We start from the raw sequence: 14,242 nt of genomic DNA, 5'->3' as shown, positions 1-14,242 counted from the left end.
TTACTAAACATATGGATTAAACTCGACTTAATAATTATATACCGATGAAACTGACAGCCATTCATCCCAAACTGCCCATGCGTAACAAAACCATCACAAAGGATTTTTATCTACATAAACTTGGATTTTCATTATGTGGACCAGTCGATTACGACGGTTACCTGATGCTAAAAAAGGACCATATTGAAATTCATTTTTTTGAATTCCAAGAACTTCCACCCGAAGAAAATTATGGTATGGTTTATATACGCACAGACGATATTGATTGTCTGTATGAATCTTTTAAAGAAAATAATGTTGAGATTCATCCCAATGGTAAACTTGAGATGAAGCCTTGGGGTCAGCGTGAGTTTTCGATTTTAGATCCCGACAGCAATCTACTAACCTTTGGCGCCGATGCTTAGACATTGAAAAGCCCACTAAAGATTGCTAAAAATAAGCGAAGATCCGTAGTGGGCTTGGTATTGTTCGTATGGGTTCTTAGCCAAAAAGGTCTGAACTCAAATAACGATCACCTCGGTCACAGGCAATAAAGACAATAAGGCCTGCTTCGATTTCATTTGCAATTTTAAGTGCTCCGGCAAAAGCTCCACCGGTACTCATTCCGGCAAAAACACCTTCGCGCTTGACAAGCTCCCGCGCAAACTCGGTTGCTTCCTGTTGGGATATATCGATGACACGATCTACCCTGCTCGGATCAAAAATCTTGGGCAGATATGCTTCGGGCCAACGCCGTATACCTGGTATCGAGGATTCCGGAGTAGGCTGGCAACCTACAATCTGAATAGCTGCATTTTTCTCCTTCAGATAGATGGAGTTTCCCATAATTGTACCTGTAGTACCCATAGCGCTTACAAAATGTGTAATCTTTCCGTCTGTATCACGCCAGATTTCAGGTCCCGTTGTCTTGATATGTGCTTCGTAATTATCCGGATTTGCAAATTGATTCAATATAAAATAACCTTCTTTTTCGGCCTTTTCTTCTGCATAATCGCGGCATATTTCCATGGATTCCAATAAGGTGACTTTAGCGCCATAAGCCTCCATCGTAAGTGTTCGCTCCCGTGTTGAAGAAGCCGGCATCACAAGCTCAAGGTTAAGTCCATATATACCTGCAATCATAGCCAGTGCGATTCCGGTATTTCCACTCGTTGCCTCAATCAATTTGCTATCTTTTGTAATGTCACCGCGCTCCATCGCCGAGCGGATCATATTTAGTGCCGCACGATCTTTCACCGAACCAGCAGGATTATTCCCCTCCATTTTCGCAAATATCCGCACCTTGGGATTTATATGAAATTGTGTTATCTCGACTAAAGGCGTATTTCCTATGGTATCTATGATATTTCCCATGGTATCTATATTATTGGTTTCGAATCTATAAATTTTGATGTGGCCTGATGATATACGGTGGTATAAGGCTCTACAGAACTTGTCAACCAAACATTCCCGCCAATGACCGAATGATGGCCGATGTGTGTTTCACCGCCGAGGATGGTGGCCCCTGAATAGATAATGACATGATCACCGATTGTCGGGTGGCGTTTTACATTGGAAAACACCTTATCAACACTCAGCGCGCCCAAGGTTACACCCTGATAAAGCTTCACGTAATTACCAATGGTGCAGGTTTCACCGATGACTAATCCGGTGCCATGATCAATATGCAGATGATGGCCTATCGTTGCTCCGGGATGGATATCAATACCTGTTTTAGAATGGGCATGTTCCGTCAATATGCGCGGTATCAAAGGAACACCCAAGCGATGCAGTTCATTGGCCATTCGGAAGATACAGATGGCAAAGAAACCGGGATAAGTACGTACGACTTCTCTTTTATTCTGTGCTGCTGGATCCCCATCCATCAATGCGTCTGCATCCCAGCACATCAATTCATAAAGCTGTGGAATCCGTTCAAAAAACTTGTGCGCTACTTCTGAGTGATTGCAGCTTTGACAAGCTTTGGATTTGCTCAGGAGTTGCTCCAGTTCTAATTCAAATTGTTCAAAAGCGAGCTTCACATCATCGACCGATTTCATCTCGCTAGAATTTCGTTCGGGAAAGAGCACATCCACAATTCGGATAGCCCAGCCGCAGATCTTCTTGTTAGAAGGCATTTCTAGAACAGCCAGTTGCTGTTCATAGATATGTTGATAAAAATCATGCATCTTCACTAGTTTATTAAAACAAATATACTATACAATATTGATAGATTAAGCCTTATTATCAAAACTTAGCCCCTTTGACCATCACGTATTGTCCCATGATCAAGGGTGCACATCTTTTAATTTACAGAACCAGACGCTCAAACAGCTCCTTCAATGTTGCTTCGGGGTCCTCACATAATCCGGGATGTGATGCCGAACATTGAATCAGGGTACTCCGCTTTGCGGTCAGCCATCGAAAGCGTTCGGTGATATCCAGTGCAGCAAGTTTGCCGGCATCTTTTTCGCCGTGGCAGATTCGTTGGAAAGATGAAAGATGATTTTCGATCAATTCCAATTCAATATCCGGACAAAGCGACCGTACCTTCTGTTCATTAACAAGATAAACCATCTTCGCAAAACGATACTTACGACAATAAAGAGCTACGCCTACATTGATAAATTCCTCTCGCTCCACCCGTGGTATCAAACGTACCACAGCATACTCATATACGGTCTTTTCTGGCATCTTCTATTTGTTTTACAAAAATGGATGAATTGGCTACACGCCGTTTCAGGAAAGAAACATACACTTCGCGCGCATCGGCTGCAGAGAGCTCACGTTCGGCATCTTCCAGCCATTCATCGGGTACCACCGCCAATATTCCGCGAAATACCGCCTCCGTAAAAACGGAACGGTATTCCTGATCTATTTTCTCCACCATACTTGCATTTTTGAGCAGTACGTGATCTTTAATCTGAACAAATGGTTTTAGGGATTGTTCTTCCCAATTATCCCAACTGTGATGAAAATATAAGGAAGCGCCGTGATCTATCAACCAAAGTTCTTTATGCCATATCAGCATATTTGTATTCCGCACAGTACGGTCTACATTCATCAAGAGTGAATCTAACCAAACAATTTTCGATGCTTCCTCCGCGCCGATAGCATCGACATTCGCGTCAAATGTGATTGCTCCACTCAGAAAATGAAGTCCCAGATTTTTGCCCACACTAAATTTGAGCAGATCCTGAATTTCTTCATCGGGTTCTGTACGGCCAAAGGATTCGTTCAACTCCGCAAATACAATTTCGGGAACTCTTAATTTGAGCAATCTCGCCAGCTCTCCACCGATCAATTCCGCAATCAATGCTTTTCGTCCCTGACCTGCCCCTCTAAATTTTATAACATAACTAAAGCCATCATCGGCATCGACTAATGCGGGTAAAGACCCTCCTTCCCGAAATGGCTGAACATACCGGATGATCTCTACTTCTCTAATAACAGGTTGTTGAAAATCCATGAATTTATATTTTTACTATCTTCAAAGTTGGCAAGACACCTTGCAAACTGATCAAACTTATCTAAAGTTACCGATATTTAAACGTTTGGGGATATAGGAAACGAGAAATTCACGCCATGCACTTGCACGATGCTGTTGCCCCTAGCCCCTGCGAACTTTTAATTGTGGTAATATCCAAAATTATTGTTTATATTTTAGCAATAAAGCACAAATTGTACATTCATTTGACCGTTGGAAGTATTATTTTCTAATTATATTTGTGGTGTAATCACAACTTGTCTCATCAAGTTTCTTCAATCAACGATATGGATACCATTCAGGAATATAACAGTGTTATCAAACATTGTCAGGATTTATTTATTAAAAAAACAAAAGATTATGGAACGGCATGGCGGATTATGCGCCTATCTTCCATTACGGATCAGATTTACATTAAAGCGCAACGTATACGCACGCTAGAAATCAAAAAGGTTTCCAAAGTGGGCGAAGGAATTGTTGACGAATATATCGGTATTATCAACTACTGTGTCATGGCCATGATTCAGACTGATTTAGGTGAAGATGGTGAAGAAAATTTGGATCCAACCTTTGTGAATCAGAAATATACAGAAAAGGTTACCGAGACCAGAGATCTCATGCTTGCCAAAAACCACGATTACGGTGAGGCATGGCGCGATATGCGTGTTTCTTCCATGACAGATCTGATCTTAATGAAAATACATCGCGTCAAACAAATTGAAGATAACGATGGACAAACCCTGGTCTCTGAAGGCATCCATGCCAACTATCAGGATATGCTCAATTACGCAGTTTTTGCATTAATTAAATTAGGAATCGCACAACAATAATCGGATTATGACAGCTACACAGCAGCGTACCAAAACAAATTATCTTTTAGGATTTTGCCGGATTTTTACGGGACTTCTTTTCATATTCTCAGGTTTTATTAAAGCAAATGACCCGACAGGGTTTGGCTATAAGCTTCAGGAATACTTTGAGGTCTTTCATCTCACAGCTTTTAATGAATACGCTACTGCCATCGCTGTAGTAATCTGTGGTTTTGAAATTTTGTTAGGAGCACTGTTATTATTGGGGGTCTATGCGAATACCGTTGCCTGGGGCCTGCTACTACTGATTCTATTTTTCACTTTTCTAACCTTCTATTCGGCATTTTTTGAGGTTGTGACCTCTTGTGGCTGTTTTGGGGATGCCATCCCACTTACTCCTTGGCAATCATTTTCTAAAGATCTGGTGCTCTTGGCGTTGATCCTTATTATATTTTTTAACCGAAAGCAATTACGATCAATTATCAAAGGATCAGGCAATCAATTCGTTGCTACTGTGATTACAGCGATTATCTCTTTAGGTATTGGTATCTATACCGTAAACTACCTCCCGTTTATTGATTTCTTACCCTACAAAGTTGGCAACAACTTACCTTCATTAATGGTGCTCCCTGAAGGCAAACAAGGCGATTTGTTTGAGCAAATCTATACCATGAAAAACAAAAAGACGGGTGAAACAAAAAAGGTCAATGACAAGGTCTATATGGCTGACAAGCTATGGGAAGATGAATCGTGGGAAATTATAGGTGAACCTGAGAGTAAATTGGTCAAAAAGGGATATGATATTCCTATTCCTGATCTCTTGATTACGGATGCTGACGGAGCGGACCATACGCAAGAAATCATTGCTAATCCGTATTACAATCTTGTTATCGTTGCAAAGGATCTTTCTTCGACCAATATTGATGCTATCCAAAAGATCAATCAGGCCGCCATCCAATTAACAAAAGATTATAATGGGCTTCGTGTTGTGCTATTGACTGCTTCGGCATCCAAAGACGCCCAATATCTGAGTGATAAAATGCAATTAATTGCGGAGATATTCTATGCCGATCTCATTCCTCTAAAAAGCATGGTCAGGGCAAATCCTGGTGTACTGCTCCTAAAAGGAGGCAACGTCGTCGGAAAATGGCACTATAATAACTTTCCGGATGCCAAAACCATTGAAGATAAATTTCTAAGTAAAGACAAATAGTACCTATGCCTAAACCTATATTTTTGATTGGTTATATGGGAAGTGGAAAAACTACCCTGGGTAAGAAACTTGCCACTAAACTCGAACTCCCTTTTATCGACACAGATGAGGAGATCGTAAAACAAATTGGCATGAGCATTACCGAATATTTTAGTCAACATGGTGAAGACGCATTCCGGGCATTAGAACGCGAGCAATTGCGTAAATTTTCTGAGAATGCTGCCGTCATATCTACCGGTGGTGGTGCCCCCTGTTTCTTTGACAACATGGAATGGATCAGGGCGAATGGATATGCCGTCTATTTACAGATGTCACCCAAAGCACTTTTTGACCGTCTTTCTCAATCTAAACTACACAAAAGGCCCATTCTAATCGGAAAATCACCTGAGGAACTACGGCTATTTATCGAAGAGAAGTTGAGCGAAAGAGAACCTTATTATACGCAGGCGCATCTGACAATCGACCAATTAAATACCAGTGTCGAGGCACTAGCCGATCTGATTAATCAGCACAATAGATAGACAATGAATATACGTATACGCCACTACTTCCTTTTATTGATCTGCTTTATCGTAAGCAGTTGCTTTCGTAACGGAGCCAATACGGATGGCTTGCCAGTGGGTAAACGTATACAGCTCCAAAATGTGGAGGAATTATATCAGTTTTTGACCTATGATGATAATCGTTATCCATTGGTCAGTTTGCATCGTGGTGGCCCCGCATCTGGATACCCCGAAAATGCAATCGAAACATTTTCCTATAATGCGAGCTTGCAGCCAGTCCTTGTTGAATGTGATGTTCGCATCAGTAAAGACTCAGCGCTGATATTAATGCATGACAATACGTTAAACCGAACAACCACCGGCAGAGGGCCTGTGAACGCCAGCAGTTTAACTGAGCTCAAAAAGCTTCGTCTATTGGACAATAACAAAAAGATAACGCCATATAGGATCCCCACGCTCGAAGAAGCACTTTCTTGGGGAAAAGGAAAGGTAATCTTCACCTTAGACATTAAAAATGATGTCCCTTATGAAGCCGTTATCAATGCTATTCGCAAACAAAGGGCAGAATCTAGCGTAGTCATCATCACGTATAGTGCCAACCAGGCGGCCAAAGTGCACAGTCTGGCTAGCGACATCATGATTTCGGCCTCGGTCAATAACCTGGATGACCTTGCTCGTCTAAATGAAAAAGATATCCCCGACAATCGCTTGTTAGCCTTCGTCGGAACACGTGAAGCAGACCCAGCATTAACCAAAGTACTACATGACCATGGAATCATGTGCATATTGGGTACACTGGGAAACTTAGACAGACAGGCCGACAAAAAAGGCTTTCAAGTTTATGCCGGATTTATTGATCGCGGTGCAGATATATTAAGTACAGATCGACCTACAGAGGCAGGGCGAGCGCTGAATTTCTACATCAAGAAAAGAGGAATTACTTCGAAATTTATTCAGTAAGATTCCTGGACTTGCGCCTAATTCTATTCGTTTAATACTTGGATTATCTCGATATATCCCTTCAATCTTTTTTAGCACGTACAATTCTCCCGATCAATTTATAGACCTCAAACCATAACACGGATGCTGCAGCCACGGAGAGCGCTATCCCCAATTCATATCCGCTCAGGGCTGCTACAGTAAAAAATTGGGCGACCGGAGCGACATATAATATCACGGCTAAAAATAGAAGCACAGCGATCGAAATACCCACGAGCAGCAAGTTTCGGTTTTTAAAACTTTCAAGGATACTATAGTGGAAAGATCGGTTAGCATAACTCAGCAAAACATTGGCAAAGATTAAAGTGGCGAAAACCATAGCCCTCGTTTTTTCCTCTGTTCCCCCCTGCTGAACAGTAAACTGATAAACAAATAGAATTCCTATAGTGATTATCAGGCCTTGAACAATGCTTATTCCGAGCTCATTTATACTCAAAAAAGTGTCGCCCATAGCTCTAGGAGGTCGTTTCATCGTATCCTTTTCAATAGGTTCATTTTCATATACAATCGAGCAGGTGGGCCCCATGACCAATTCGAGGAAGATCACATGCACAGGGCTAAAAATCTGCGGAAATACCCAGCCTAAAAACAAAGGTAGTGATACGGTCAAAATAATGGGGATATGAATAGAAATGATGTATTGAACCGCCTTCTTGATGTTTGCGTAAATCCTTCTTCCGGCTGCTATACCAATGATTAACTTTTGTAGATCGTCATTTGTGATAATTAACGCCGCGGCTGATTTTGCTATTTCAGTACCTTTATTGCCCATAGCAACGCCGATATGGGCCGCTTTTAATGCTGGGCCATCGTTTACTCCATCGCCAAGCATCGCCACAACCTCACCTTTCTTTTTAAGGGCATTTACAATAGCCAATTTAGCATCCGGAAACATTCTGGTAAATAAAGTTGTTTGCTCCGCTATCGACATAATTTCATCCCCGGACCTATTGACTATTTCACTGCCATTGATCGGTGGAGACAAAATACGAATTCCGGCCTGAGCCGCTATTGCTTTAGTCGTATCGGCATTGTCGCCAGTAATTACTTTGACTTTAATCCCGGCATCATAAATATCTTGGAACACTTCCTGGATACCTTTTTTGGGGGGATCATAAAATACGGTCAACCCTAAAAATTGGAACTCAAAATCCTGTTGCTTCGCGGGGAAATTATTGCCTTCGAATTTCGCTTTCCCCACACCCAATAGACGAAAGCCCTGCTCTCCATAGGATTTAACAATAGCCCTAATTTTATCTTTCTCACTATCGGGCAGCTTGGATACGCTAAGTATAGCCTCCGGCGCCCCTTTGGCAGCAATAATGCGATCTTTTCCTGTATTTTCGAAAAGATGGGTCATCATCGGCGGTTTACCATCTAAAGGATATTCATGAAATAATGCATATTCCTTTCTGAGGTCCTGTTTTTGCGTTTTTTCATATATTTTATGCAACGTAATTTCCATGGGGTCAAAAGGCACAGGCTCACTGCTCCACATCGCATAATCGATAAGCTCGCTTAAATCGATTCATCAAACCTTTCCTGATCATAAGATGAATCCGTAGCATAATTATAGAGGTATTTCAATTGCATGGAATTCTCTGTAATGGTCCCGGTCTTATCTGTGCAAATCACCGTTGTACTACCCAAAGTTTCAACAATACTGCTTCTTTTGATTATAATCCCCTCCCGCATGAGTTTCCATGCACCAAGCGCCATAAAAGTTGTAAACGCAACAGGAATCTCTTCCGGCAATACAGACATGGCCAAAGTAAGTCCATTGAGCAAGCTCGCCACTAAATTACCACTGTCAATAAAACTGTATAGACATACGATTAAAAAAATTAGGATACCGACAATGGCCATTGCCTTTACAAACTTTTGGATTTGCACCTGCAACGGTGAAATTTCTTCCTTGATATTTTTGATCGATTCACCTATTTTCCCAACACGGGTCTCTTTACCGATTTCAGTAACTTCAAACACAGCCAGGCCTGAGACCGTAACCGTCCCGCCGTAGACCAGATTATCTTCAGATTTACTGTCCTTAAAGACGGAAAAACTCTCCCCCGTCAACGAAGATTCATTGACAGAAAAATCGTTACTATGTAGAATACGACCATCAGCGTTTATAATTCGACCTTCCTCTGTAATACAGAGATCCCCCACAACAATCTCATGTGTTGGAATTTCACTAACCTTCCCATTTCGAATCACGGTGCTTAATGGTTCATTCAGCTTTTCCAATTCCTCCAGGGCTTTTTTGCTACGATTATCCTGATAAAAAGAAATAGCCGTAACAGCAACAATAGCGACAAACATAAATACAGCCTCTCCGTAATTCCCCACAAAAACATAAATAATCGAGATGATAATCAACAGAATCAGCATAGGCTCCTTCAAAATATCCACAAGCAGTTCAAACCAGGTACTCTTGTGATTATCGCTCAATTGATTCCAACCATATTTAGCGCGAGAGGCATTAACCTCGGTTGTGGAAAGACCCTTCAGATTATCGGGAATATTATATGACATATCGAATGAACTAGGTTACCTAAATATAATGAATAATTCTTGTATCCAGGAGTTAAATCATCTGTCGACGATCATCTCCTTCACATGTAACATCATGTTACAATCTTTTATTTACAGCTTTTACTTTTTGTAAAAAAGAAAGGCTACATGACTTATCAGCAACATATTAGCATAAAATTTACCTGCTAATACTTTTCTTTTATTGCATATTTCTATTACAATGATATATTTGCGCAGAAATTCATTTGGGGACTTTGAATTTCATATTAGCCAAAAGCAATTTTACGATCATTTTTCCAGTAATGCCAAGACAGCTTCTTGCGATTGAAGTCCTTCTTTGCTACCTATGTTTTCAGATCATGTATAACACAAATAGAAGCTGGAAACTAAACATATATTGTAAAAATATTTCCTTACCTATCGTTAGATATGGAATAGCATCTAAACTTGCTGTGGCCTCCATAATAGTATATTAATAATAAAAACAAGATGGTCATCTTAATTGCAGAAGATAATGAATTGATATTACGGACAGTTCAATACAAACTGATCAAGGCAGGTCACGAGGTTATCACTACCAACAATGGAAAAGATGCAATTGAAAAGCTCAATACAATGGATCTCGATCTGATCATTACCGACATTATGATGCCATTTGCTTCGGGGATAGAAGTCCTTTCTTCCATAAAAAAGCTCGAGAAAAAAATCCCGGTTATTGTACTTTCCAACATGGGACAAGAGGAAGTCGTCATTGAAGCTTTTGACCTTGGCGCTTCAGATTTTATGGTGAAACCGTTTAGCCCAGAAGAACTCCTGTTGCGGGTCAAACGACTGACGATTAACAATCGTAATTAATCTGTATGGGGAGACTTTTAATATAACTACGGAATATTACCAGACATCACGATTCGATGCCCGAAGACTTTCCCGAGCATAATTCGCTACTTCATCATTTTCGTCCCCAGTTTTTAAACGTACCTGTAAATTTTCTAGCCAGTCGGCTAAAGCATCTAAAGCCGTTTCACCGTTTCCGAAAATGCCTTGATGCGGATCGGGCCCCAGTAAACACCAATACGACGTTTCTTCTCTAAATACAACGGGACGTAGCTCACGAATTTCAAAAGGTAATTCTTCTGAATCAAAATCCAATGGTACAATTTTATCTTCAGCTATTTTCATCTGTTCCATAACCCATTTCTACTTTTTTTAAATCTTCCTCTGGCCAGGTAAGCAGCTCCTTCAACAGATATGTTTTTGGTCCTCCATCTGCTGTATCATCAGCAAACTGTTTTAGAAATTCCTGCAGATCACCTTCGACTTTTATTAATTTTCCATCTTGAAGAACATCATATCCCGCTGCAATCCATTCTTCGATCCTTTCCGTATTAATTTGTAGTTTCTCCATCTGCTGTATTTTGTAGTATTTTAAATGCTGCTTTTTATAACATTTAATAACACCTCACCGATTAAAATTATAATAGCCATCAATAAAAAATAGCCTGAGCACTATTAAACCTTAAAAAAGCAGCTCTCTATTATAAGAACAATACTTTAATATATATGGTTGATTTTTTTTTTAGATTATCCATAAAAAAACCTACTAAAAAAGAGATAGTTACAAATCATTTATTGTTTGTCAAAATATCAAAAAAATCTTTGGCAAACTATTTGTTTGAACAGCGAAAGCTTTCTAATCGGAAACACACAACTTATATTTTTTTAAATTATCATGAAAAAAGTAATTCTACCTTTTCTAACACTTTTTACGCTACTATTTGTTGCTCATCAGCAAGCAAACGCACAAACTCCCTATCGGACAGCCATTGGTCTTGGAATAGACGTCGGCGATGGTCAAACATTATTCGGTCCACAGATAAAACACAATTTTGGTGGAAATGACGCTGGAAATGCACAAGTATTATTTGGAGACAATATTACTGTTATCGGCGTAGATTATTCATACAACAAACGTATTCCTGGATCTCGAGGTCTTTCATGGTACATTGGTGTTGGTCCACAAGTATCATTTATTGATTATGGTAAATGGCACGACGACTGGTATGACGACTACCATTGGAAAGATGGAAAAACACATACTGATTTTGCGATCCGTCCAGCTTTGGGTCTAGAGTTCAAAATACCTTCTGCACCATTGGCCATGCATTTCGACTGGAAACCTTGGTGGAATCTTTCTCATGGTTCTAATTTCGAGCCATCGCGTTTTTCTTTAGGATTTAAATTCGTTTTGAAATAGCATAACGCGAATACAAATAACAAAAATCCTGCTCATCATCGGTGTGCAGGATTTTTTGTTTTCACCATTAAGGTGTTTTTATCTTTACACCGACAAAGTATGTCCTTGGCATGTTGGGCCCATAAATGTAATTGCTATCGCGATTTTTCCCGGTATCAAAATCAGTTTGATACGCGTTAAAAATATTTTTTACCCCTGCATAAAGCTCAATGATATTTTTGTATTTCGGTAAGTTAAATGCATAAGCTACTTTACTATTGAGCTCCGAAAAGGCTCCTGTCCGTACCATTTGATCGTCAGGAAAATTATCTGCTCCCCCGACATGGGCAATACGCATATTTCCCGTGTAAACATAGTTTAAATTGACTGTCCAGGGTTTACTTGCTGTAATATTGAGGTTGGCAAAACCATATTCGTTGGGTGTTCGCAAAAATGATCGAATTGGAGCTACTCCTTCCAAATACGACACCGGACTATCATACTTGCTTTGCTGCACTGTCAATCCAGTTTCCAACTGAATCTTCTTAGCATAATTTGCACGTAATTCCAATGTTCCTCCGGCTACTGTTGCATTGTTTCCATTTCGCTTTTCAAAAATCTTCCCAAAATTATCTGCACCGATTTCCTCAAGTACAAATGCATTATTCAGATGCGTATAAAATCCTTCCAAGGTGAAGCCTGCTATCCACGTTTCAGTTGCTTTGTCGTAGTTTATCGAACCACTCAGGCTTTTTGAACGCTCCTCCCTTAAATCAGGGGATAACTGTACACGCGATACGCCGCCACCAGCAAACGCAATATGCAGGTCGGTGTCAAATGCCTGTGGCGCTCTAAAGCCGGTTCCATAGCTTAATCGAAATTGTGTTGTAGGGGCATATTTATAAAGGAGTGCTATTCGCGGACTGACAACAACTTTATGCAATAAATTATGTTTGTCAACCCGAACACCCGACAATACATTAAACTTAGCAGCCAAATCCCAATCACTTTGAAAGAAGCTTCCCCAATCTTTGGTATGCTGATCCACGAGATAATTATAACTCGGAATTTCGTCATAAACTTTGTCAGAAACATACTCCGACCCAATAGTCAATACATTACGACCATTAAAGAAATTGCGGATCTCATGATTCAATTGAAAACCTCCCTGAAGTGTTGTTGTTTTAGAATCCCCATAAGGTGGATGCTTGAGATGGTTTTCAATCGCCTCAGGATCATCTGGAAATACGCCGGTATAATGTTTTCTATTGGTATTTTGAAAAGCAGTATAGACGATGAATGCCGATTTATCTTGATTGAAGTTAATCTGATAATCCGTGCTTCCCATCCAAATTTTATGATGTCGCTCTTCTGACTGCTGTGTTAAATACGCAGGTTTATCGGTCATTTCACCACCGAACCGATATTCATTCAGGTTGCTTAAGGAGACTTCTAATTTTTGATTATCTGAAAACTGATAGAATGAATTAATTCCTAAAGAGGTATTTTCAATTTTGGGCATTTCAGAAAAATTATCACCATTTGCATCGTAGAAACCACGATCCCGCTTGTTAAAGAAGAATGAAGTTCCGGCATTCCCTTTCTCGTTGACCAATGTTGCATTACCCCCGAGGTTAAAATCATTTGTCCTCCCACCTATACGCTGATAGAAAGAATTGATTTCATAGCTGTTTGCCCGTGGGAGCTTTGTAATCACATTCACCGTTCCGGCAATTGCGCTTGAACCATACAATGAAGAGCCACCCCCGCGAACGACTTCAATTTTTTCAATCATATTGACCGGTAGTTGCTCCATACCATAGAGTCCAATCAACGGACTGAAAATTGGCCGACCGTTAATCAGAATCTGTGAATAACCACCCTGAAGTCCATTCATCCGCAATTGCGTATAGTTACAGGTCTGACAGTCTGTTTCTACGCGCAATCCGGGTTGAAACTTCAAACCCTCCGAAAGATTACACACTTGTAGATTGTCCAAAGTCTTGCTATCTAAAACATTTACCATTACAGGACTCTCTGTTTTGCGTTTAAATGTTTTGGTACCCGTTACTACAATTTCATCCAGTAAAAGTTCAGCCCCATCTAACTGAATATCTTTGGTCAATACCCCTGGACCGACTTTTACTGAATCACGGAATTCCTTAAATCCAATGTGTTTTACTTCCACTTCCCAGGTACCATGGGGGATACTTTCAACGATATACCTTCCCGAATTGTTCGACTTGGTACCTATCTGTAATTTTGGAATAACAACGGATGCTGCTCCTAACGGCACACCATTCTTATCGTAAACCTTACCAGTAACCTTACCTGTCTGTCCAAAGGAAATAAATCCTGTAAGCACCATGGCTATTGTCAAATGAGCACTGTACCCTTTCATCATGTTTTGCTTTTTTATGTTTATAAATTTAGATAAGCAAATCTAATAAGTTAGATTATACTAACAAAATAATTATAACATAA

The 14,242-nt window shown here is 40.2% G+C and carries 16 protein-coding genes; 7 read left to right on the top strand and 9 right to left on the bottom strand.

The window, feature by feature from the left end:
- Nucleotides 1-44 precede the first annotated feature (44 nt).
- Nucleotides 45-404 carry a bleomycin resistance protein gene (locus BV902_RS06420; RefSeq protein WP_075991216.1) on the top strand — a complete coding sequence of 120 codons (360 nt, stop codon included), beginning with the start codon at nt 45-47 and terminating at the stop codon, nt 402-404.
- Between the two features lie 76 nt (nt 405-480).
- Here BV902_RS06420 and cysM read toward each other — a convergent pair whose 3' ends face one another.
- The 4 genes from cysM to BV902_RS06400 form a co-directional block, all read right to left on the bottom strand.
- Nucleotides 481-1,353, bottom strand: coding sequence for a cysteine synthase CysM (gene cysM / locus BV902_RS06415; RefSeq protein WP_075991215.1), 873 nt, complete (start codon nt 1,351-1,353; stop codon nt 481-483).
- A 5-nt stretch (nt 1,354-1,358) separates the two neighbouring features.
- On the bottom strand, nt 1,359-2,168 hold the full coding sequence (locus BV902_RS06410; protein WP_075991214.1) for a serine O-acetyltransferase: 810 nt from the start codon (nt 2,166-2,168) through the stop codon (nt 1,359-1,361).
- 121 nt (nt 2,169-2,289) lie between these two features.
- Entirely contained in the window at nt 2,290-2,673 is a 384-nt protein-coding gene (locus BV902_RS06405; protein WP_075991213.1) for a DUF3037 domain-containing protein, read from the bottom strand.
- The gene (locus BV902_RS06400) at nt 2,651-3,448 is read right to left on the bottom strand and encodes a HipA family kinase (protein ID WP_075991212.1); all 798 of its coding nucleotides are present in this window, start codon (nt 3,446-3,448) and stop codon (nt 2,651-2,653) included. Before BV902_RS06400 ends, BV902_RS06405 begins: the two co-directional genes overlap by 23 nt.
- Nucleotides 3,449-3,753: 305 nt before the next feature.
- On the opposite strand from BV902_RS06400, the gene BV902_RS06395 reads away from it, so the two are divergent.
- The 4 genes from BV902_RS06395 to BV902_RS06380 are packed head-to-tail and all read left to right on the top strand — an operon-like array spanning nt 3,754 to nt 6,951.
- Nucleotides 3,754-4,296: a DUF1599 domain-containing protein gene (locus BV902_RS06395; protein ID WP_075994647.1), complete on the top strand. Its 543-nt coding sequence runs from the start codon at nt 3,754-3,756 to the stop codon at nt 4,294-4,296.
- A 7-nt stretch (nt 4,297-4,303) separates the two neighbouring features.
- The gene (locus tag BV902_RS06390; RefSeq protein WP_075991211.1) at nt 4,304-5,488 is read left to right on the top strand and encodes a BT_3928 family protein; all 1,185 of its coding nucleotides are present in this window, start codon (nt 4,304-4,306) and stop codon (nt 5,486-5,488) included.
- A 5-nt stretch (nt 5,489-5,493) separates the two neighbouring features.
- A complete protein-coding gene (locus BV902_RS06385) occupies nt 5,494-6,009 on the top strand; it encodes a shikimate kinase (RefSeq protein ID WP_075991210.1) in 516 nt (171 codons plus the stop codon).
- Nucleotides 6,010-6,012: 3 nt separating this feature from the next.
- Nucleotides 6,013-6,951, top strand: coding sequence for a glycerophosphodiester phosphodiesterase family protein (locus BV902_RS06380; protein WP_075991209.1), 939 nt, complete (start codon nt 6,013-6,015; stop codon nt 6,949-6,951).
- Nucleotides 6,952-7,012: 61 nt separating this feature from the next.
- Here the strand turns inward: BV902_RS06380 and BV902_RS28000 are convergent, their stop codons facing one another.
- Nucleotides 7,013-8,488 carry a cation-translocating P-type ATPase gene (locus BV902_RS28000; protein ID WP_237241992.1) on the bottom strand — a complete coding sequence of 492 codons (1,476 nt, stop codon included), beginning with the start codon at nt 8,486-8,488 and terminating at the stop codon, nt 7,013-7,015.
- A gap of 20 nt (nt 8,489-8,508) precedes the next feature.
- Entirely contained in the window at nt 8,509-9,525 is a 1,017-nt protein-coding gene (locus BV902_RS27995) for an HAD-IC family P-type ATPase (RefSeq protein ID WP_237241990.1), read from the bottom strand.
- Nucleotides 9,526-10,014: 489 nt separating this feature from the next.
- Between BV902_RS27995 and BV902_RS06370 the strand changes: the two genes are divergently transcribed.
- Complete coding sequence (locus BV902_RS06370) at nt 10,015-10,380, top strand: response regulator transcription factor (protein ID WP_075991208.1); 366 nt, start codon at nt 10,015-10,017, stop codon at nt 10,378-10,380.
- A 36-nt stretch (nt 10,381-10,416) separates the two neighbouring features.
- Here the strand turns inward: BV902_RS06370 and BV902_RS06365 are convergent, their stop codons facing one another.
- Nucleotides 10,417-10,713: a hypothetical protein gene (locus BV902_RS06365; protein ID WP_070564714.1), complete on the bottom strand. Its 297-nt coding sequence runs from the start codon at nt 10,711-10,713 to the stop codon at nt 10,417-10,419.
- On the bottom strand, nt 10,691-10,930 hold the full coding sequence (locus BV902_RS06360) for a hypothetical protein (RefSeq protein ID WP_070564711.1): 240 nt from the start codon (nt 10,928-10,930) through the stop codon (nt 10,691-10,693). Before BV902_RS06360 ends, BV902_RS06365 begins: the two co-directional genes overlap by 23 nt.
- Nucleotides 10,931-11,254: 324 nt before the next feature.
- Here BV902_RS06360 and BV902_RS06355 point away from each other — a divergent pair, with 324 nt between their 5' ends.
- The gene (locus tag BV902_RS06355) at nt 11,255-11,779 is read left to right on the top strand and encodes a hypothetical protein (protein ID WP_070564708.1); all 525 of its coding nucleotides are present in this window, start codon (nt 11,255-11,257) and stop codon (nt 11,777-11,779) included.
- Nucleotides 11,780-11,846: 67 nt separating this feature from the next.
- Here BV902_RS06355 and BV902_RS06350 read toward each other — a convergent pair whose 3' ends face one another.
- Nucleotides 11,847-14,162, bottom strand: coding sequence for a TonB-dependent receptor (locus tag BV902_RS06350; protein WP_216640437.1), 2,316 nt, complete (start codon nt 14,160-14,162; stop codon nt 11,847-11,849).
- Nucleotides 14,163-14,242 lie beyond the last annotated feature (80 nt).

This window comes from Sphingobacterium sp. B29, assembly GCF_001952815.1.
In the GTDB taxonomy this organism is placed as follows: Bacteria; Bacteroidota; Bacteroidia; order Sphingobacteriales; family Sphingobacteriaceae; genus Sphingobacterium; species Sphingobacterium siyangense.
This window is presented reverse-complemented; position numbering and strand designations above follow the sequence as displayed.

Excerpts from the sequence above, each read along its gene's own strand:
- BV902_RS06420 (WP_075991216.1), top strand. The coding sequence starts at position 45 with ATGAAACTGACAGCCATTCATCCCAAACTGCCCATGCGTAACAAAACC.
- cysM (WP_075991215.1), bottom strand. The coding sequence starts at position 1,353 with ATGGGAAATATCATAGATACCATAGGAAATACGCCTTTAGTCGAGATA.
- BV902_RS06410 (WP_075991214.1), bottom strand. The coding sequence starts at position 2,168 with ATGCATGATTTTTATCAACATATCTATGAACAGCAACTGGCTGTTCTA.
- BV902_RS06405 (WP_075991213.1), bottom strand. The coding sequence starts at position 2,673 with ATGCCAGAAAAGACCGTATATGAGTATGCTGTGGTACGTTTGATACCA.
- BV902_RS06400 (WP_075991212.1), bottom strand. The coding sequence starts at position 3,448 with ATGGATTTTCAACAACCTGTTATTAGAGAAGTAGAGATCATCCGGTAT.
- BV902_RS06395 (WP_075994647.1), top strand. The coding sequence starts at position 3,754 with ATGGATACCATTCAGGAATATAACAGTGTTATCAAACATTGTCAGGAT.
- BV902_RS06390 (WP_075991211.1), top strand. The coding sequence starts at position 4,304 with ATGACAGCTACACAGCAGCGTACCAAAACAAATTATCTTTTAGGATTT.
- BV902_RS06385 (WP_075991210.1), top strand. The coding sequence starts at position 5,494 with ATGCCTAAACCTATATTTTTGATTGGTTATATGGGAAGTGGAAAAACT.
- BV902_RS06380 (WP_075991209.1), top strand. The coding sequence starts at position 6,013 with ATGAATATACGTATACGCCACTACTTCCTTTTATTGATCTGCTTTATC.
- BV902_RS28000 (WP_237241992.1), bottom strand. The coding sequence starts at position 8,488 with ATGTGGAGCAGTGAGCCTGTGCCTTTTGACCCCATGGAAATTACGTTG.
- BV902_RS27995 (WP_237241990.1), bottom strand. The coding sequence starts at position 9,525 with ATGTCATATAATATTCCCGATAATCTGAAGGGTCTTTCCACAACCGAG.
- BV902_RS06370 (WP_075991208.1), top strand. The coding sequence starts at position 10,015 with ATGGTCATCTTAATTGCAGAAGATAATGAATTGATATTACGGACAGTT.
- BV902_RS06365 (WP_070564714.1), bottom strand. The coding sequence starts at position 10,713 with ATGGAACAGATGAAAATAGCTGAAGATAAAATTGTACCATTGGATTTT.
- BV902_RS06360 (WP_070564711.1), bottom strand. The coding sequence starts at position 10,930 with ATGGAGAAACTACAAATTAATACGGAAAGGATCGAAGAATGGATTGCA.
- BV902_RS06355 (WP_070564708.1), top strand. The coding sequence starts at position 11,255 with ATGAAAAAAGTAATTCTACCTTTTCTAACACTTTTTACGCTACTATTT.
- BV902_RS06350 (WP_216640437.1), bottom strand. The coding sequence starts at position 14,162 with ATGATGAAAGGGTACAGTGCTCATTTGACAATAGCCATGGTGCTTACA.